18 protein-coding genes are annotated in these 20672 nt (G+C 34.7%); 16 read left to right on the forward strand and 2 right to left on the reverse strand.

The genetic code is table 11. From position 1 onward, the window contains the following. Positions 1–75 precede the first annotated feature (75 nt). The 13 genes from CWS31_RS13855 (at position 76) to CWS31_RS13915 (ending at position 14539) form a co-directional block, all read left to right on the forward strand. Positions 76–1164 carry an acyltransferase family protein gene (locus tag CWS31_RS13855; RefSeq protein ID WP_101343650.1) on the forward strand — a complete coding sequence of 363 codons (1089 nt, stop codon included), beginning with the start codon at positions 76–78 and terminating at the stop codon, positions 1162–1164. Between the two features lie 638 nt (positions 1165–1802). Then, positions 1803–2780: an O-antigen ligase family protein gene (locus tag CWS31_RS13860; protein ID WP_101343651.1), complete on the forward strand. Its 978-nt coding sequence runs from the start codon at positions 1803–1805 to the stop codon at positions 2778–2780. Beyond that, a complete protein-coding gene (locus CWS31_RS13865) occupies positions 2770–4092 on the forward strand; it encodes a flippase (RefSeq protein WP_101343652.1) in 1323 nt (440 codons plus the stop codon). Before CWS31_RS13860 ends, CWS31_RS13865 begins: the two co-directional genes overlap by 11 nt. Then, the gene (locus CWS31_RS13870; RefSeq protein ID WP_101343653.1) at positions 4092–5048 is read left to right on the forward strand and encodes a glycosyltransferase family 2 protein; all 957 of its coding nucleotides are present in this window, start codon (positions 4092–4094) and stop codon (positions 5046–5048) included. The genes CWS31_RS13865 and CWS31_RS13870 overlap by 1 nt, the downstream gene beginning before the upstream one ends. A gap of 1 nt (position 5049) precedes the next feature. Beyond that, complete coding sequence (locus CWS31_RS13875; RefSeq protein ID WP_101343654.1) at positions 5050–6198, forward strand: glycosyltransferase; 1149 nt, start codon at positions 5050–5052, stop codon at positions 6196–6198. Continuing rightward, positions 6188–6748 (forward strand): serine O-acetyltransferase, encoded by a 561-nt coding sequence (locus tag CWS31_RS13880; RefSeq protein WP_101343655.1) that lies wholly within the window; start codon positions 6188–6190, stop codon positions 6746–6748. Before CWS31_RS13875 ends, CWS31_RS13880 begins: the two co-directional genes overlap by 11 nt. Further along, a complete protein-coding gene (locus CWS31_RS13885; protein WP_101343656.1) occupies positions 6745–7779 on the forward strand; it encodes a glycosyltransferase family 4 protein in 1035 nt (344 codons plus the stop codon). Before CWS31_RS13880 ends, CWS31_RS13885 begins: the two co-directional genes overlap by 4 nt. Further along, positions 7757–8533 carry a heparin lyase I family protein gene (locus CWS31_RS13890; RefSeq protein ID WP_170252885.1) on the forward strand — a complete coding sequence of 259 codons (777 nt, stop codon included), beginning with the start codon at positions 7757–7759 and terminating at the stop codon, positions 8531–8533. Before CWS31_RS13885 ends, CWS31_RS13890 begins: the two co-directional genes overlap by 23 nt. 451 nt (positions 8534–8984) lie before the next feature. After that, positions 8985–10190, forward strand: a complete 1206-nt coding sequence (locus CWS31_RS13895) for an outer membrane beta-barrel protein (RefSeq protein WP_101343658.1) — start codon at positions 8985–8987, stop codon at positions 10188–10190. Between the two features lie 9 nt (positions 10191–10199). Then, on the forward strand, positions 10200–10724 hold the full coding sequence (locus CWS31_RS13900; RefSeq protein WP_101343659.1) for a polysaccharide biosynthesis/export family protein: 525 nt from the start codon (positions 10200–10202) through the stop codon (positions 10722–10724). 44 nt (positions 10725–10768) lie between these two features. Further along, positions 10769–13069 carry a GumC family protein gene (locus CWS31_RS13905; protein ID WP_101343660.1) on the forward strand — a complete coding sequence of 767 codons (2301 nt, stop codon included), beginning with the start codon at positions 10769–10771 and terminating at the stop codon, positions 13067–13069. Next, positions 13066–13794, forward strand: coding sequence for a tyrosine-protein phosphatase (locus CWS31_RS13910; RefSeq protein ID WP_101343661.1), 729 nt, complete (start codon positions 13066–13068; stop codon positions 13792–13794). Before CWS31_RS13905 ends, CWS31_RS13910 begins: the two co-directional genes overlap by 4 nt. Before the next feature lie 13 nt (positions 13795–13807). Next, entirely contained in the window at positions 13808–14539 is a 732-nt protein-coding gene (locus tag CWS31_RS13915) for a VpsP family polysaccharide biosynthesis protein (protein ID WP_148747771.1), read from the forward strand. A 38-nt stretch (positions 14540–14577) separates the two neighbouring features. On the opposite strand, the gene CWS31_RS13920 is transcribed toward CWS31_RS13915, so the two are convergent. Then, positions 14578–14994, reverse strand: a complete 417-nt coding sequence (locus CWS31_RS13920; protein ID WP_101343663.1) for a 3-phosphoshikimate 1-carboxyvinyltransferase — start codon at positions 14992–14994, stop codon at positions 14578–14580. A gap of 399 nt (positions 14995–15393) precedes the next feature. On the opposite strand from CWS31_RS13920, the gene CWS31_RS13925 reads away from it, so the two are divergent. Both CWS31_RS13925 and CWS31_RS13930 read left to right on the forward strand, forming a co-directional pair. Continuing rightward, positions 15394–16818: a mannose-1-phosphate guanylyltransferase/mannose-6-phosphate isomerase gene (locus tag CWS31_RS13925; protein WP_101343664.1), complete on the forward strand. Its 1425-nt coding sequence runs from the start codon at positions 15394–15396 to the stop codon at positions 16816–16818. A gap of 97 nt (positions 16819–16915) precedes the next feature. Further along, positions 16916–18376, forward strand: coding sequence for a phosphomannomutase (locus CWS31_RS13930; protein WP_101343665.1), 1461 nt, complete (start codon positions 16916–16918; stop codon positions 18374–18376). Between the two features lie 219 nt (positions 18377–18595). Here the strand turns inward: CWS31_RS13930 and CWS31_RS13935 are convergent, their stop codons facing one another. After that, the gene (locus CWS31_RS13935) at positions 18596–19333 is read right to left on the reverse strand and encodes a dienelactone hydrolase family protein (protein ID WP_101343666.1); all 738 of its coding nucleotides are present in this window, start codon (positions 19331–19333) and stop codon (positions 18596–18598) included. Positions 19334–19601: 268 nt separating this feature from the next. On the opposite strand from CWS31_RS13935, the gene arfA reads away from it, so the two are divergent. After that, a complete protein-coding gene (arfA, locus tag CWS31_RS13940; RefSeq protein WP_101343667.1) occupies positions 19602–19817 on the forward strand; it encodes an alternative ribosome rescue factor ArfA in 216 nt (71 codons plus the stop codon). Positions 19818–20672 lie beyond the last annotated feature (855 nt).

Raw genomic sequence — 20672 nt, forward strand, 5'->3', positions numbered from 1 at the left:
AATGAAAATATTTTAATGATTACTCTGAAGAGTAAATACAATAAGCATTTTTAGTTTTTAGTTTTGGTGTTTAATATGAATAAAAGATTTGAGGCATTAGATGCTTTTAGGGGATTATGTGCTTTATGTGTAGTGATACTTCACATGCGGTTTGTGGGGACATTTACAGAGCTTAACTTCTTTAGAGGAAGCGGTATTTTCGTTGAGTTCTTTTTTGTATTAAGTGGCTTTGTGCTTGCTCATAGCTATGGTTTCAGAAAAAACCTGAACTTTAAGTCTTATATGAAAGCAAGGTTCTTCAGGATTTATCCTCTACATTTTACGATGTTTATTTTTGTATTTGTCTTTCAACTTGCTAAGTTTTTAATTTATAAATATACATCTATAAACTTTGATGGTGAGCCTTTAGCACATCAGTTTGCTATAGGAGAAATTTTACCTAATTTAATGTTAATTCATGCTTGGACTCCATACACGGAGCTTTATAGCTTTAATGGGCCTTCATGGAGTATTAGTATTGAATTTTATATGTATGCTTTATTGTTCGTTAGCATTGTTGCGTTTAAATCGAATAAGGTAATAAGCTGGTTGGTAATTTCAATGATGGCTTTCTTATTAATGTACTTTGACTCACATATATTAGTAGGGAGTGTACTTAGAGGGCTTTCTGCCTTTTTTGGAGGAGCTGTAATTTATGTTGTTTATTGTAAGATTTCACACCTCAAAGTACCGTATATATTAGGAGGTTTTATTGAGGTATTACTGATTTTATTAATAATACTTATCGTACAGTCGGATCTAGAATACCGCTCTATATTAGCCACCATATTATTTATAGTGACGGTATTGTGTTTTGCCTTTGAATGCGGAGCAGTTTCCAAAATTTTAAAAGTTAATGTATTCCAGTATGCCGGAAAGCTATCTTATTCCATATACCTTACTCATTTTGTGTTGCTTATGTATATTTCCGGTATATTAAAAGTACTATCTAAATTAACAAACACTGAAATGGTATTAAGAATTAATGATTCGTACTTTATGAATTTAGGCAGCGTACCAGTAAATACTTTTTTTGCTATTTTAATCATTCTCATAACAATTTATATCTCAAACATAACTTATAAATACATTGAACTTAAAGGTCAAAAATTAAACAGAAAGTGATTGGGCCCCATTTGTTGTGTATTGACTTACTTAGATCGTTATAAGGTTATACCGAGTGAGTAATTTGTAGGATTCAATAATCTTAAAAAGATAAAGCGTTATTATTACACGGGCACTTATGCAGGTTGATTTATTAGAGATCTTGCTAGATTTTTTATAATAACAGGTTACTCTTTTGCTGTTTTCGCAGTGACTTGCGTACTAACGGCTAAAATAATGAAAGTTATTTTAGCCGAATATAGTCGTTTGATTATTGGCTATTAAATAAATATTAACACCAAAAATGCTGACATTTTAAATCACATTTTTAAATTGTACTAATTAGAAAATATAAAGTAATTGTCTAATTTTGTTAATTTGAACAATAAAAGCTAATGGCTAACAGGCGTATTTATGAACCACTTATTTTTGGCAGAAAAATGAATTACCTAATCGATATAAATTCATGGAAGCGCAGGGCTCTCGTTGCCTATCTATATGCAATAGTTTCGATTATGATATTTGTTTTATTAGGCAGCCGTTCAATTTGGTTGTTATCAGTCATGTTTTTATTACCTTTTTGCTATAACAACATCACATCGCTATGTCTAAGGTTCGGTAAATCTAATATCGTTCTTTTGATTTTAGCCTGGTGTTTTATGTCAAGTTATTGGTCTAATTGGGCTGGTCTTGTAAGACTTGAAACGCTATTTCAATGTTTTATATTCTTTACCGCATTATTGATATCGGAGATATATTCCCCAAATACAATATTTCGAGTATTACGAGATGTTGCTTTATTATGTGTTGTATTAGTGTTTATTTCATTAATATTATCCCCGAGTAGTAACCTCTCTAGTTTTGTTGCCATTTATCATCATAAAAACACGACAGGTCAATTTTTAGGTTTGTGTACAATAATATTGCTATTTTCAAAAGATGTCCTTAGGTTCAAAAAAATATTTATATTATTGTCACTATCTTTATTGCTACTAACAAACTCAACAACTTCAATAATCGCTTTTATATTAGCTATATCCGCAGGATATTTAACTATATCAATAACTGATAGCACACGAGCATGGCTTCATTTTACGTTAAGTCGAGTTGGTTATTGGGCTTTACTGTTTTTATTTATCCAGATCTATATTTTTCATATTGATATCTTAGATTTTATTTATAATAACTTATCCGATGAGGCTATCACTGGGCGAGGCATACTTTGGAAAACAATGCTTTATCATGCAGAAGAAAAAATTGTTATGGGCTTCGGTTATGCATCAGTGTGGTGGCACGACGACTATTCTGAGATCTACTTTACAGACCTAGCACGAACAAATTTAAATTGGGTAGAGAAATTATCTGGCTCAGATGGGGGGTTTGTTGATGTTGTTCTGTCGTTGGGTCTTATTGGTTTATTTATGTTTATTACTTTTCTATATACGATACTCTTGAACTTATTAAAAATGGATGATCGTAATCAACGCTCAATTTTAATTTCACTATTCTGCCTTATAACCACCTTTGGCATAACGGAGAGCATTTTTCTGGTTCCGCAAAACGCATTCTGGTTTTTTCTACTTTTAATATTCTGTATGAGTATCCCTATAAAGAATAAGAATAATTATGTCTGTTAAATACAATTTAAAAAAAGGGGCTTGGTACGCGGTTGAAAACGTAACCATGATAATGTTTGGCTTGCTAAGCGTTATATTAGTGGCCCGAATATTTGGCCCAGAAAGTTTAGGTAAGCTGAGTTTAGTTCAAGCTATTACAGCCATGTTGCTTTTTACAGTTGTTTTAGGTTTAGACCATATTATTGTACGTGATATTGCCCGTACTCCAAAAGACAGCCGCTATATTTCAACAGTGTTTATTCTGCAAGCCTTAGCTTGGAGTGTCCATTCTGTCATAGTTTTTTTTGTGTTGTGGTGGTTGAGTGATAATGGCATCGAAAAAGATGTAATCATTATATTTTTAGCGGTAATAGCGGGTACATATTTTAGCCGAGCTACTGTGCTTAAACTGTATTTTCAAGCGATAAATCAACCAAAAAAAATAGGCACCTCGGCAGTATATTCTAGGTTATTAGGTTTACTTTACTTAGCTTGGGCGCTGTTAAATGATTATAACTATGAATACATAATACTTTTTATTCCAGTGCAAACATTTTTTCATTTTTTAATGTTATTACGTTTTTATTTAAAAGAGCAAACAGAGCCATTCAAGTTAGACTTTGATCTAACGCTAGTAAAGAAGCTACTTACCGAAGCATTACCCCTATTAGCCGCTGCAGCGTTATTTCCTGTTTTTATGCAGGCAGATATCTTGTTAATTGCTAAATTATTAGGTGAGTATGAAGTAGGTATTTATAGCGCCTCAAGCCGTTTAATAACTCAGCTTGTGTTTTTAGGGCATATAATTACTATGACTTTTTATTTGGCTTTATCTAAAAGAATAGATAATAACAGTACTGATGAAGTTATATTCACAAAAGGTCTTATTAAAATATTGTTTATTTTTGGCTTTGTCATGAGTTTAGCAGTGTCAGTTATGGCCGATTTTATTATAGAGTTACTGTATGGTGAAAGCTTTAAAGGAGCTGGAGACGTACTTGCTATTATCGCATGGAAGTGGGTTTTTATATTTCCAGCGGCATTATTTTCTCGGTTATTAATTTTAAAAGGATTAATGCGATACGAACTGATTAAATCGTTAGTGGTAGCTGCTTTTAGTTTAACGGCTAACTATTTACTCATTCCTGTTGTAGGTATTACAGGTGCGGCGGTTATCTCGGTGTTATCTTACTTTATTGCCGACTATTTAATTTATAGCGCTTTTAAACCTACCCGTGACATATTTAAAATAGCAAGTGTGTCAGTATTTGAAGTGTTTTTTAAGCCTCGCCAAACCGTATTAGATATTCGTCACACCTTAGGGAGTAAATAATGAGGATAACGTTATCACTAATAATTCCCATTTATAATGCCAAAGATTTTATTGTTGAAACAATACAATCAGTACTTTATGAAATACCAAATAACGTTGAAGTTATACTTGTTAATGATGGTTCAACAGACAATAGCGTTGAAATTATTAAGCAGAACTTTGCCTCACAATTAACCTCAGAACAGCTTATTTTAATTGAGCAAACCAACGCTGGCGTTAGTGTTGCTCGTAATACCGGCATAGAGCAAAGTAAGGGTGAATACATTTCATTTGTAGATGCAGATGATTTATTATTTAATAATTATTATGAGTCTGTTTTTTCTATAATTAATTCACAATCACCTGATATTATCGATATTGGTTTTAGGCAGTTTTCAGTCAATGCCGATCTAAGTAAAAACCCTGATATGTTTACTTATAATAATTTTGGGCTGTTAAATACTGATGATGTTATTAGTAATATATTCGCTAAATCTGTTTTTTATTCTTGGGCAAGAATAACGAAAAGAACAGTGTTAGGTGATTTACGTTTTCCTGCCGGGGTAAATTTTTGTGAAGATATGATTTTTTTGTATCAGTTATATCAGCAAAGTGAGCGTATTTATCATATAGATAAAGCGTTATATGCCTATCGTGATAATGCCGCTGGCGCTACTCGAAATATGAAGCCTGATTATATAAAGTCTATGTTAATGCTATATAACCAAATACTTAATGATAATCGACCAGAAATTAGCTATTTAAAAATCAATGTGTTTTATGTTATTTACCGCTGTCACTGTGAGTTAAATAAACGAATATCAATACCTTTTGCGGTTTTTATTGATACTAAAAAACTTGCCGTCCGCTCTTGTTTTGATAAAAAAATCCCATTACGCAAGAAAATGATCTTAGCCATACCAAATATACATAGGCATTTAGTCAAGCTAAAAAACTATTGTAAATCGAGAACTTAAAATGAAAATAATATTTAGGATATCAAAGCTTGGCTTTGGCGGCGCTGAGCAAGTTTTTATTTCAGTGGCTCGCGAGTTAAGTAAAACGCACCCTATTACCATTATTTTTGCTGTTGATAGTGAACAAGGCGATAACGTTACTCATGTTAAATCGCTAGGATTTGAAGTGGTTTCTTTAAATGCCTCACGAACTCTTAACTCGATAGTGCCATTAGCAAAACTAATTACTAAAGAAAAGCCAGATGTAGTTATTTCAGCGTATACCGATACTAATGCTGCATGTTTATTATCAAAAGTGATAGCAAGATATAAAGTGCCAGTTATTGTAAGTGAACATGCTGCACTGAATGAACATTGGCAATTTAAATCGAACTCAAAAAAGAAAGTTTTAAGGTTTTATGTCGGTTGGGTTTATAAGCTGGCTGACAAGGTATTGTGTGTATCAAAAGGTCTTGAGCAGCAGGTTAACCTTTTATTGAAACAACCCTCGAAAACGTTAACCATTTATAATCCTGTTCGTTTTAATGGCTCCTTTAATAAAGGACTTAAAAATGAAAATGATGAAAAAAATGAAACGCAAGTAATTAAAAATATTGAAAGTGCTAGGGTTTTGAGACTGGTTGCTGTTGGCAGAGTTGTCCCGCAAAAAGATTACTCAACCTTGATTAAGGCTATATCAATAATTAAACAACAACAGAATGTACATCTTAATATCGTTGGTGGCACCACAGATAAAAAAGAATTTAATAAAGTTAAGTCTTTAGTGGCAGAGTATGGCTTAGAAAAGACTATTGAATTTGTTGGTTATAGTGATGCCGTTGAAACCTATTATAAAAAAGCTGATGTTTTTGTTTTATCTTCCGCTTGGGAAGGGTTTGGTAATGTTATTGTGGAAGCTATGTCATTTGGTCTACCTATAGTATCTACTAATTGCAATTACGGGCCTGCAGAAATTTTAATTGATGGTAAGTATGGTCGTTTGGCTGAAGTAGGAGATAGTGAATCTTTGGCAAAGATCATCATAAAAGAAGCACTTGACCCTTTAGTTACTGGAGAAACCCTAATAAAGAGATCTAAAGACTTTTCAGAGGAAATTATTGCCTCCCAATATTATGAATTAATCAATGAGGTAATTAAACATGACTCTTAAATTTAGTGAGCTTATTAAATCAGATTTATATAGGTACCATGGTAATATTACTATAGGTTTATTTATAAAAAGCTTACTATTTAACAAAGGGTTTAAGTTTTCATTTTGGATGCGACTTGCCAAACATTATGATAGCAATCCTCTGTTACGCTTTTTTCCTAAATTTATGTTTAGTTATTACAAAAGAGTCTTTGTCTCAGATATAAATTATCGAGCAGATATTGGAGAAGCTTTTTGCATACGGCATGTATTTGCGACAACGTTTGGTGAAAATGTCGTCATTGGGCGAAATTTTACAATAGTTCATTCTGTTACGATTGCAGGTAAAAATGGTCATTTCCCTGTTATTGGAGACAATGTTTATTTAGGCGCAGGTTCCTGTGTCTTAGGTGGTATAACTATTGGTAACAATGTAGTCGTGGGTGCTAATGCAGTGGTAACAAAAGATATTCCAGATAACGCTGTTGTGGTTGGTAATCCAAGTAAGATAATTTCGTATAAAGGCTCTAGTAATTCCATAGAAAACAAATATGAAGGAACTGATTTGTGAAACATATAGTTACATTAGGTACTTGTAGTAAGGGCGGGATAGATTCTGTTATACAGGGTTATATAGACAATGGCTTATTTGCAGATAAGAAACATACTCGCATTAAGTCGCACCAGGGGGCTGGGAAAGTAGGTGATTTATTTTTATTTTTAAAGGCAAGCTTGCAACTCATCTGGTTGTCTATAAAGGAAAAAGAACTGATTTTACATTGTCATATGTCATACAAAGGGAGTTTTTGGCGAAAACTAACTTTTGTTTCAATCGCAAAATTATTCAATAATCGCACTATCATACATTTGCACGGTTCTGAATTTAAAGATTATTTTGAATCTAGATCAAAGTTTACTCAAACTCTTTTGCTTTGGTTAATTAAAAATGTAGATGAATTCGTCGTATTATCTGATAGTTGGTTTGATTATCTAAAGTCGATATCTGGTCGAAGTGTTGCTGTTATAAATAATTATGTTGATATAGATAAAGTCCACGCAACTCGACGTAAAGGACATATTTTATTTCTGGGCGCTTTTATAAAGCGTAAAGGCATTTATGATTTAATTCATGCGGTTGCAAAACTTGATATAGATTATCATTTACATTTATGTGGAAGCGGTGAAAATGATAAGGTTCATGAGTTAGTAGATAAGCTAGAGTTAAATGACTCTATAACCTTTCATGGTTGGATAAATACAGAGCAAAAGCAACAGCTTTTAAGCGATTGTGAATTAATGATTTTACCAACATATAATGAAGGTTTACCTATGGTTATTATTGAGGCGATGGCTTGTGAAATTCCAATAATTTCTACACCCGTTGGTGCTATTCCTGAAGTGATTATTGAAGGAGAGACAGGATATTTATTTAATCAAGGGGATGTAGAAGAAATGTACTACAAGTTAACTCGTGTATTGAATAATGATAAAGAAAATGAATATGTTTGTCATAATGCTAAAGCATTTTATGCAGATAACTTTACATCACATGTTGTTTTACCAAAGTGGAATAAACTATATGAGAAAGTATCAACCTCTTAGGGGGCCTATTAGTTTTATAACTATATTGGTATTACTTTTTGCTTGCACCTCATCTGAGCAGAATAAGCCAAATGAAAAAGGATGGTTTGCTTTAGTTAACGATGCTAATTTTCTAGCTGAAGTATCTGCAGCTTTATCAGCTTCAAAACTACAGCCTTTTATGCACTTAGAGGCTCCACTAGATAATGTGGATGTTGGTAACGATAGTGTTACTTTTACTTTAACTCCAGAACAAGAAAAAATATTTGGTGGTATTCGTTCGGAGCTAGCTGTCAACTTTCCTTATGTTGTAGGAGATAAAATAACGTATCGTTTTGATATGTTAATCCCTGATGATTTTTTGGCTGATAAAGGGAAAAACAGATGGTGGCTTTTTGCTCAATGGCATGACCAACCAAATCCTCAATTAGGTGAGACGTGGTCTGGTTTTCCAAAAAACTCTCCTCCTATAGGATTGTTTCTTGAAGAGAAAGATAATCAATTTGGGATGACAATTCATTATTTAGGCAATAAAAAGTTTTGGTTTCCTGTTAATAAAGGAAAATGGAATCGTTACGCTTTTAATATTACTTGGAGTAATGATAGTGATGGCGAGTTAATATTTAGTCTAAATGATGATGCACTAAAAACTTTTAATGGGAAGAATATGCTAAATAATTACCAGCACTATCTTAAAATTGGCATGTATCGTAATCCTAATATCAACTCATTAAATCATGTTGAATTTAAAGAGTTAATTATTGTGAATGAATAATTAACTTATAGTTAAAAAAGGGGTGAAAAAAATTCAATTATCAAGTTAAAGTGTATATGCGATAATGGGAAGGTTCTTTTTTTATCAGTGCTTATCCTTTTATTAATTGAGGAAATTCACTCACTTATGTCTATCTATAAAGTTTCACACTTGTTAAACTTACACTTAAATATAATTAAGTTAACAAATTGAAAATAAAGGGCATTAGCTTAGTTTTCATACCAGTTAATTTGTAATATACAAGTCTTATAGTATTAATTATTTACGACCATATTTGTTAGATTACGCTTATACCCCGTAAGTTTACGGATGTTGATATTTAATAAAGTGGCTCATTTTATATTTTAGAAAATTAGACCAACCTAAACTTTTAAAGCGTCGAGAACTTTCTAAAGCCATATTTCGGTAATAAAAACTAGTTAAAATTAATGTTATTTTAAAAGGGATAGTTATGAAAAATAAAATTATTTTGTGTCTTTTTTCGGGCGCAGTATTTAGTAGCGACGTTACTGCTGTGCAACCTGAAGCTTATACAACAGATTCAGGTATCGCTATTACTCCAATAATTAACACTGGATATAAATATAATAACAATATTTTTAGTCAAAGCAGTAACACAACGGGAAGTGGTATTTATACCTTAGCTCCAGCAGCTAGCTTTCTATTAGATGATGGTATAAATAATTATAAATTTGATTTAGGGGGGGAGTCAGGCACATATGTAGATAGTTCTGATGATGATTATCTTACCGGTTACATAGGATTTAAAACCCATCTTGAGGCAGGATCACGTAATCGTTTTGATGTGGCGCTCAAACTTGATAGTCAAGTCGAACCTCGTGGTACCGGTATTACAGAAGGCTTAGGTGATATTGTTGATGCTCCCATACAATATACTGGACAATTTGGTCAGTTAATATACGGATATGGAAGCCTTGCATCCAGTGCTCGTATAGACTTTTTAGGTAGTTATTACAGTAAAAGATATACTAATTTTACAGAATATACTGAATACCGTAGTTATGATGAGTCTACTTTGGGGTCAACACTTTTCTATACTACCAATGCTAATACAGACGCATTCTTTCGTATTAAAGGAAGTACAATTCGTTACGATAAAAACCAGTTAGTTTCAAGAGATTCCGATGTTTACTTTGTGTTACTTGGGGTGAAATGGGAGGCTACGGCTTTAACTTCAGGTAGTTTTGAAATTGGTCAAGAACAGAAAAAGTTTGTTGATTCCAACCGTGAAGATTTTAAAGGGGTTAGTTGGGAAGGTCATGTTGATTGGAAACCTTTAACATATACTGCTTTATCATTGGTTACATCGAGAGCAGCAAAAGACCCCGATGGGCGTGGAGATTATATAATTGAAAGTATTTATGGTGCAAGCTGGAAGCATGAGTGGAATGAAAAAGTTACCACTAATATGAATTACAGTTTTATTAATGATGATTATTCAGGGTATTTAGATACTGATTACTCAGGTAACGGGCGAGATGATAAAACCAATAATATTTATGTGGATGTTATTTATGAACTTCAACGCTGGGTTGATGTAACCTTATTTGTTGAGTATACAGATAATGACTCTACTGATGAAATTATGATTTATGATACGAGTATCGTAGGTTTAGACTTCACTTTTTCTTTGTAAGAGGTTTTTGTGAATAATCTTTATGTAAAAATTAATTTAGTACTGTTATTAATATTATCATTTACTTCGTTTGCACAAGAATCTTATATATTAGGTCCTGGCGATAAGGTATCTATTCAGGTGTTTGGTCAAGATGACTTAACTATTGAAACCTTGCTGGGTAATAGTGGTAAAATAAATTACCCTTTTTTAGGGGAAATATCTATTGCAGGTTTGACGGTAACACAAGTTGAGCAGTTTATTGAAAATGGGTTGAAGGGGGGGTATTTAGTTAGTCCTAATGTTTATGCTCAAGTAGTTGAATATAGGCCTTTCTATATTCATGGAGAAGTAAAAAAGCCTGGGGGGTACCCATACCAACCAGGTATGGCCATTAATCAAGCAGTAGCTCTTGCTGGGGGATTAACTGAGCGTGCGGATGATAATAAGATTTCATTGTTTAAAGAGGGAGATAAGAGTAAAAAACAAAAAGCTTCACTTGACGATAATGTTAATGCTGGTGATACCATAACTATTGGACAAAGATTTTTTTAAATTTCATCCATTTCATTTTTGTTTATTTATTTTGAGTTCTTACTATGATTAACGCAGATAAAGATTTACCTAATACATCTTCAGGTTTAAGCAATTCATCATTGGATTTAACTAAGTCAACTTCTGAAGAAGTTATTGATTTACGGCATTATTTTTCGGTGATCAATAAAAATAAATGGCGCATTATTTTTTTGGCTTTAGCAGTATCAATATTTGCAGCTATTGTCGCTTTAAATATTACGCCAATTTACAGAGCTACAGCAACATTACTGATTGAAGCTGATCAAGTTAAAGCTGTTTCGTTCGAAGAGATTTATGGTCTTGACTCAAACAGGAAGGAATATTACCTAACTCAATTTGAAGTTTTAAAATCAAGAAAAATAGCTCAAGCTGTTGTAGAAAAATTAGATTTAATAAATCACCCCGACTTCATTGGGAAACCTTCGGCTATTAGAGAGTTTATTAAAGATGTAAAAAGTAATATCCCTTTCTTGCCTCAAAAAAAAGAAGTAGTTTTAGATGGGGAGGAAGAAAGTGATATGGTGCTGCAACTGTTAGTTAAGAGCTTTTTAAGTCGATTGACCATCAGTCCTGTGCGTAAAACGCAATTAGTAAATATTACGTTTGAAAGTAGTGATCCTCAATTGGCTGCTTTAGTTGCTAATACAGTAGGTGAGGTTTATATTGACCAAAATCTTGCAGCAAAAATAGGTATGACAGAGACAGCAGCAGGTTGGTTAACTACAAGGTTATCTGGTTTACGAATGAGACTTGATGAGTCGGAAACTAAACTTCAGGAATACCGCGAACGTGAAAACCTAATTGATGTGTCGAACATGTCCGGGGTGTCGGGTGTTGTAGGGTTAATATCAAATGAGTTAGAGCAAACTTCTAAGCAATTAGTTATTGAAAGGCATGTTAGAAACAAATTATTAAGTATAGTACGCGTAATTAATGAATATGGGCGTGATAACTTAGATATGTTAGGAACGATTACTGAAATAACCTCTCATAATACAATTCAAAATGTCAAAAAAGAATTAGTGATTGTAGGGCGGAAAGTATCAGAGTTAAGTCAAGTATACGGTCCGAAACACCCTAAAATGATTGCGGCTCAGGCTGAATTAATCACAGTTAATGATAATTTGTCTAATCAAGTTCATAAGTTGATTACGGGGGTTGAAAAGCAGCTGACTACTAGTGAGCGTAATATCAATGCACTTGAAGAAGAGCTTGTTCGAATCAAAGCACAATATCAAACTGTAACATCGAAAGAATATGAATATAGGAAACTTTCACGTGAGGTAGAAACCAATAGAAAAATTTATGATACTTTTTTCTCTCGTGCAAAAGAAACAGAGGTAACAAGTGACTTTAATTCTGCTGTTGCTCGTTTTACTGATCGTGCTTTTAGACCTGCTTACCCTACAACGCCTAATAAACCACTTATTGTAATACTCGCTTTTATTGTTACTCTTGGTTTTGGTGTTGTGATCGCTTTTGTGGTTGATGCCTTAAATGACACCTTCAAAGATGCACATGATGTAGAGAATAAATTATCGCAACGTATGTTAGGGTTGTTACCGTTAATACACTTTAAGAAAAAAGTAGGCTTTATGTTGCATTATTTCTTTGATGAAAGTGGTAAAAAATTCGCAGAGTCGGTGCGAACAATGCGAACTAGCTTTGTGCTTACTCAGCTTGATAAGGAATGTAAAACCATAGAGGTAACTTCATCGGTACCGGGAGAGGGGAAAACAACAACAGCGATTAATCTTGCTTTTGCTTTAGCACAGGTTGAACGGACTATTTTAATTGATGCAGATATGCGCAAACCTAGCGTTTGTAAACGCTTTGATATTCCTCCTTATCAGCCAGGTTTAGCTAATTTAATTGCAGGTACTGAAAAATTTAGTGAGTGTATTTTTCATGATGAAGTTTCTGGCCTAACAGTTATGCCTTGTGGGCAACGCCCTCCTAATCCGTTAGAGTTATTATCCTCACCTAAATTTTCAGAGTTATTAGCAGAATTAAAGTTATCCTATGATCGTATTATTATTGATACGCCACCAGTTCAGTCGGTGAGTGATGCCTTGGTTATTGCGCAACAAGCAGATGCAGTTATTTACGTTGTGAAAAGTGATGATACCCGTATTGGTGTAGCACAAGAAGGTATAGGACGTTTAGTCCGAGCTAGTGCTAAAATTGCCGGTGTAGTATTAAATAAGGTAGATACTCGCAAAACCTCACAATCTGACTCTTATCATGGTTATTACAATGAATACTCTTATGGCGATGAACTTACACCAGTAAATGACACGCGGACTTTAAATAAAAACGGATGATAGATATACATTGCCATATTTTGCCCGGTATTGATGATGGCGCAAAAGATATGGATGAAGCGTTAGCGTTAATTAAATTAGCGGCCGATGATGGGGTGTCACGTATTGTGCTTACTCCACATTTGCATCTGGGCCGATTTGAAAATACATTACCTGTTATTGACACTGCTTTTAATATTTTAAAAGCAGAAGTCAAAAAGTTAGGTATTGATATCGCATTAGCTTTTGCTGCAGAAGTAAGGCTTGATTCTGAAATTTTAACTCTGTTAGCAAAAAAACAACTACCTATGTATGGCCAATATAATGGTCAACAATTTATGTTACTTGAGTTTCCACATAGTCATATTCCTGCAGGAAGTGATATGTTGGTTAAATACCTTAAAAAGAATAATATCACTCCGGTTATTGCTCACCCAGAAAGAAATCGGGACTTACTAAAAGCACCTCATAAAATTAAATCTTTTGTACAATTAGGTTGTTGGTTTCAAGTGACCGCAAGTTCAATTACTGGACACTTTGGTGAAGAATGCCAAGCGTTAGCGCTTAATTATATTGAACAAGACTTGATTCAGATTATTGCCAGTGATGCGCATAACCTTAAACGTAGACCGCCAGTGCTAAGCCAAGCAAGAAGCAAAATTACAGCTTTATTTGGTGAAGAAAAAGCGCACCAACTATTTTTTGCAAACCCTTACAATATTACCGCTAGCTTGTTTGAAAGTTAATCATTGAGTTTTTATGCACACATCCGCAACATCATCACACTATATCTTTAATAATAAGTCGATACATTATGTCGTTTTGAGCTTATTACTTTTAGTGACTTTATATGGTTTAACGTATTCCTTTACTCGTGGTGTAGCTAATGCTTGGTACTTTAATGCAGAGTTTTCATTGAATGATTGGGCAGGTGAAAAAAGCATTAGAAACCTTGAAGAATACAAGCATGGTTTAAATTCTATAGAAAAGGCACATTCGTTAGACCCCACTCATCCTCATTACGTCCATATGTTAGGACGAATAAAGCATTGGGGTGTTGATATGGGGTTTGAGGATAAAGAGCAATTACAAGACATTCATCAGTGGTATTTGTTAGCGACAGAGTTGCGATCAATATGGCCAGATCCTTGGGTTGATCTATTACGCTTAAATAACTATTTGTATGGTTATAATGCTGATACTAAATATTACATACAACAAGCGCTTGTTGTAGGGCCTTATATTGATTTAGTAACACAAGGCACTATACAAGTATGGTTATTAAATTGGGATAAATTATCAGGTAAAGAAAGGGCTGCATTATTCAAGCAGTTTGAAATAGCAACTAAGCAATATTTTGTATTAGAGCATGTACTTAAGTCAGCTAAAGCTATTAACAGAGAGAATTTGTTGTGTAGCCAACTTAAATATAATCCCGATTATGAGAATATAAAGTCATCACATTTATATCGAAAATATTGTTTGAAATAGGCTGTTTTTTTAACAAAGCTAAAAAGTTAGTTTGCTAGTTACTCAAATGCACTTTTAAACCAACTCCAAATGCCCAATGAAAAATTAGGAAGTATGTCGATTCCTAGTGCTGATTTCAGGAGATAGAGTATGAGGATACCCATACAGGTTGAAATTAATAAAAATACGCTCACCACAACCCCTTTAGTGACTAACGATAATTCTTTTTCCTTTCTTGATAAATCTCGATGATTTCGACCTGTTAGAAATACATAATAAAATCGCCATTTGTACAAAGGAATTTTAAAAGTACCTCTTAAATCAATTGTATGCTTCCCCCAACTTCGAGAACATAAGATCGTAAATAAATGCGTGAGTTGTTCATCGTTAAAACTCTCTGCAACATGCGGAGGCATTTTTTCTAATAAGCCTTTAATGGTTTGCTCATCGCGAATTTTTTTTGGGGATTGTGACAAAGTTAAACCCTTGTAGATTGTTTGTGTCTTAAAGTATTATACCAACCCAAAAGATTAAGTGATCTTTTAAAATGGCTTAAATATCCAATAACATTATTGCTTTCTATTTCAATGGTTGGTTATTTTTTAATCAAGCGTCTTGTTCTTGAACAATTATCCTCATTAAAAATTGCTCACTTAATTAATCCTGTTGGTATTACATTATGATATTGCACTAATGAATACAGTGTATTCATGTGACATTTCAAACTCTTGCTAAAGTTAAAGTAAAACGCCATGTACTACCATATTTTTTAACAATATTATTAGAAATAACAAAGAAAGCTTGCTTAATAAATTCGCTGCTCAGTGTTACAATCACGATAATATTCCTCGTAATAGAATAAACGGAACTTTACAATGATATTACCCGTAATTATGGCTGGTGGCTCAGGCTCTCGTTTGTGGCCCTTATCTCGTCAACTTTTTCCAAAGCAGTTCTTAACGTTAACAGGTGAACATTCTATGTTACAGACAACCGCTTTGCGTTTGTCTGGTATAGAGCATCAAGCGCCAGTTGTTATTTGTAATGAAGAACATCGTTTTTCAGTAGCTGAACAGTTTCGTGCGAATAACATTAAAAATAGCGGTATTATTTTAGAGCCAGTTGGCCGCAATACTGCACCGGCTATTGCTTTAGCTGCCTTAAATGCAGTTAAAGGTGGTGAAGATCCTTTATTACTTGTATTAGCTGCTGATCATGTCATTAAAGATGAAGCCGCTTTTTGTGCTTCAGTAGAGAAAGCCGCAGCACATGCTGCAAGTGGTAAGCTAGTAACCTTTGGTATTGTACCTACAGCGCCTGAAACCGGCTACGGCTATATTAAACGTGGCGATACGGTAACCGCTAATAACGGGGCTGAATCTGGCTTTGTAGTAAATGAATTTGTTGAAAAGCCTGATTTAGCAACTGCTGAAAAGTATTTAGCCAGTGGCGAGTTTTATTGGAATAGCGGTATGTTTTTGTTTAAAGCATCTAGCTATTTAGCTGAATTAAAATCTCATAGTCCTGACATATATGCAGCATGTGAAAAAGCTATGGCTGAAATCCATCCTGATCAAGATTTTATTCGAGTAGATAAAGAAGCTTTTGAAGCCTGTCCTGACGATTCTGTAGATTACGCGGTAATGGAAAAAACATCTTCAGCTGTTGTTGTTCCTATGGATTGTGGTTGGAGTGATGTTGGTAGTTGGTCTGCACTTTGGGATATTGAAGATAAAGACAGTGATGGCAATGTATTTAAAGGTGATGTGTTAAGTACTAATAGTAAGAATACTTATGTAAATGCTCAAGAAAAGCTAGTTGCTATTGTAGGTCTTGACGATGTGGTAGTAGTGGAAACTAAAGATGCAATTTTAGTGGCTAAAAAGTCGCAAGTGCAAGATGTTAAAACTATTGTTAATCAGCTTAAAGCTGAAGAGCGACCAGAGTTTCAAATTCATCGTGAAGTATATCGCCCTTGGGGTAAATATGACTCTGTAGATAATGGTGAGCGCTTCCAGGTTAAACGTATTACTGTTAAACCAGGGGCAAAATTGTCGGTGCAAATGCATCATCATCGCGCCGAACATTGGATTGTAGTGTCTGGTACTGCTCTGGTTCAAAACGGTGATAAAGAAATATTACTTACAGAAAACCAATCTACATATATTCCTATTGGTGTTGTTCATGCACTTGAAAACCCAGGGAAACTTGATCTTGAATTAATCGAGGTTCAGTCAGGTAGTTACTTAGGCGAAGATGATATTGTACGCTTTGAAGATCGCTACGGTAGAGTTAAATAGAGCATTACTTACTTATAACCTTGTTTGCTAATTTAATTGGCAAGGTTTAATTAGTCGAATCGTAACACCAAAAAATTAAGTAAATGGAAGAGTAAATATGACCGAATTAGCTAGTACGCAATTAACTACCAATGAAGTACTTGCACAGAGCGGCGTTGCTTTTGGCACCAGTGGTGCTAGAGGCTTGGTTGAGCAATTCACCCCTGATGTTTGTGCCGCATTTGCGGTTGCTTTTGTTGAGGCAATTAAAAACGAATTTAGTTTTACTACATTAGCGATTGCTGTGGATAATCGTCCAAGTAGTTACAACATGGCACAAGCTTGTAGTGCAGCCCTTAATAAATTGGGTATTACAACTCTTTATTATGGCGTTATTCCAACACCTGCATTAGCTTATGCCGCTATGCAACGTGAAATCCCTTGTATTATGGTAACGGGAAGTCATATTCCGTTCGACCGTAATGGTTTAAAGTTTTATCGACCTGATGGCGAAATCACTAAACTAGATGAACAAGCTATTTTAAATAGCACTGCTAGTTTTGAATCTTTATCTGTAGCAAATGAACCTGCTATTTTGACTAAGTTAATCACTGATAAAGCCGCAGAAGAAGAGTATTTAAACCGTTATTTATCACTATTTGAACAACCATTTTTAACCGGTAAACATATCGGTATTTATGAGCATTCAAGTGCTGGTCGGGATTTATATCAACCGCTGTTTGAAAAACTTGGTGCAACTGTTACATCACTTGAGCGTAGCGATGTTTTCGTTCCTATTGATACTGAAGCTGTGTCAGATGAAGACAAAGCCAAAGCCAAAGCGTGGTCTGCACAATATAAATTTGATGCAATATTTTCTACCGACGGTGATGGCGACAGACCGTTAATTGCCGATGAAAAAGGTAATTGGTTACGCGGTGATATTTTAGGTTTGTTATGCGCGAAAGCTTTAGGTGTAGACGCCTTAGCGGTGCCTGTAAGTTCAAATACATCAATAGAGTTATCGAATGCTTTTAAACAAGTCGACCGTACTCGTATCGGCTCACCATATGTAATTGCAGAGTTTGCACGTTTAGCTAAAAGTTTTAATTCAGTTGCTGGCTTTGAAGCCAACGGTGGATTTTTACTAGGCTCAGATACAGTTATTAACGGTAAAGAATTAAAAGCATTACCAACTCGTGATGCAGTATTACCAGCCATTATGTTATTGGCAGCAAGTATTGAGGCAGGTAACATTTCTAGCTTAGTTGAAGCTTGTTCATTACGCTTTTCAGCGAGTGATAGAATACAAAACTTCGCAACTGAAAAAAGCCAATCGTATATCGCCGCTTATAGTAAAGCGCCTTATGCATTAATCAAATTGCTAGGTTTTGATGAGATCAGTGTACTTAAAACAGATGTTACCGATGGCTTAAGAATTACCCTATCGAATAACGACATTATTCATTTACGCCCGTCAGGTAATGCCCCTGAGTTACGTTGTTATGCTGAGTCGGATAATGAAGCAACTGCACAAGCATTAGTGGTTAAAGTATTAGCTAAAATCAGCACGCTATAGGTTTTTTGCTTTTTTAGGCACTAATATTAAGCGTTAGTATTAGGAGTTAATAACAGCTATTTTTGTTGTTGATATTTTGCCCCAGTGGTGACTGAACCCAGAAGGATGCTACATCGGGCATCCTTCTGGGCTTTCGGATCTGTTACTCAAGTGTTCCCCTAATTCATGGTGATACTTAAGAAGTACAACACCAAGCTTGAACTCATTACTGTTAATAATTTATTTTAATGTACGGTTAAACAACTCAACTGCCATGCCATAAACTCTTAGTGCAAGTTGCGGATCATACCGCTCACCTTCATCACGCATAAAGGCATGTGAGGCATTAAACTCATGCCATGAAAACACGTTACCTGAAACTAATAAATTGTTGTGCACTAACATACGCCAAGCATCAGGAATATGCGGATCTTGTTTACCCCAAATCATTAATAATTCGGCTTTTATATCTTTGGTGCGAGTTAAAGAATCATTACCTTCATCACTTGGTAAATCACCTGAATGAATGTCAGTTGCGTATAAACAAGCAGCCGCTAGAATATTTGAGTTTAATGCTGCTCTATAAGCAAGATGCCCCCCAATACAAACCCCCATGGTGCCTATGCTATCAGTACAATAGTCTTGTTGCCCAATAAAGCTAACTAAAGCTTGGGTGTCGCTGTCGTGATGCTCTAATGGCTTAGTCCATTTGTCTTGATTGCCTTTATCTTTGCCAGCGTCATCATATCCGAGTACTGTGCCAATAGGGTTTAGCTCATGAAATACTTCAGGCACAAGCACTACAAATCCATGACCTGCCATTATCGCTGCACTTCTTGCTATAGGTGCGGTTTGTTGAAAAATTTCAGAGTAGAAAATAATAGCAGGGTAGTTACCATCAGCTTGAGGACGATAAACGTAAGTACGCATAGTACCTGTTGGGGTTTCTATATCTTGGCTGTGCTGTTGAATTATCATGTTGAGAATAGTCCTTGTGGAATGCTGGTTGAAAATAAAATAAGGAAGTGACTGTTTGCTTTTAATCAGTTTACCCTTAGCCATTAAATAAAAAAAGTATTGTTATAGAGGATAGGTATTAAAGAGGGTTGTAGGTCTTTGATTTTATGTTGTTTATATTTCTATTACTTTCGTTAATAAAGCGTATAATCCGCAGTTAATAACCCATAGCGGTTTAAAAACATACAATTGTTAATAACCGGATTCATAATTTAGTAAAGGAAAAGTAATGAGTAATAAGAAAAAACCAACTGCAACAACAGACTTAGGCAGAGGTGAAATTAAAAATAACTTTTTAGCCGCTTTAGTGACTTCAAAGGTTTACAAAATGCAGGTAGTTAAAGCAAAAAAAGGCAAAGGTTCGTATCAACGTAAAGCAAAAAACAATGCAAAGGCTAGTTTTAAAAATGGAAGAGGAGGAGAGTCTTATTTAATGGTAGCTTAGTGTATATTTACTTAGCTTTTATTAAATAAGGTTTTCCGAGCCATTTGGAAGCACTTAGATGAAAAACCTGTGGATTCCCGCCAAAACAACGCGGGAATGACGGAATTCTTTTGATACTCATTAACAGCACGCTAAATCAAAATTAAAGCAAGAAGTCGAAGTAAAAAGCGAAGCAAGCTAAACCAAGACAAGCCAAGACAATACAAGCCAAGCACCGTCATTCCCGAAGTTGCTTGTCGGGAATCCAGTTTTGAATTGATACCTTACGTCAAAAGCTTTACTTTAAAGCATTCAGCCAATATTTCGGGCTTAAATGAGCTTCGTCATTCGTGAAAAACCTGTGGATTCCCGCCAAAACAACGCGGGAATGACGGGATTCGTTTGATACTCATTGACCAGACCACAAAGCACGCTAAACTAAAAAGCGAAGTAAGCTAAACTAAAAAAGCGAAGCAAGCTAAACTAAGACAAGCCAAGCACCGTCATTTCCGAAGTTGCTTGTCGGGAATCCAGTTTTTAATTGGTACCCTACGCAGTTTTTGAATTGATACCTTACGTCAAAAGCTTTACTTTAAAGCATTCAGCCAATATTTCGGGCTTAAATGAGCTTCGTCATTCGTGAAAAAACTGTGGATTCCCGCCAAATCAACGCGGGAATGACGGGATTGGTTTGATACTCATTGACCAGACCACAAAGCACGCTAAACTAAAAAGCGAAGTAAGCTAAACTAAAAAAGGGAAGTAAGCTAAAGTAAAAAAGCGAAGCAAGCTAAACTAAGACAAGCCAAGCACCGTCATTCCCGAAGTTACTTGTCGGGAATCCAGTTTTGAATTGATATCCTACGCAGTTTTTGA

This window comes from Colwellia echini (genome assembly GCF_002843355.2).
GTDB classification, from domain to species: domain Bacteria; phylum Pseudomonadota; class Gammaproteobacteria; order Enterobacterales; family Alteromonadaceae; genus Colwellia; species Colwellia echini.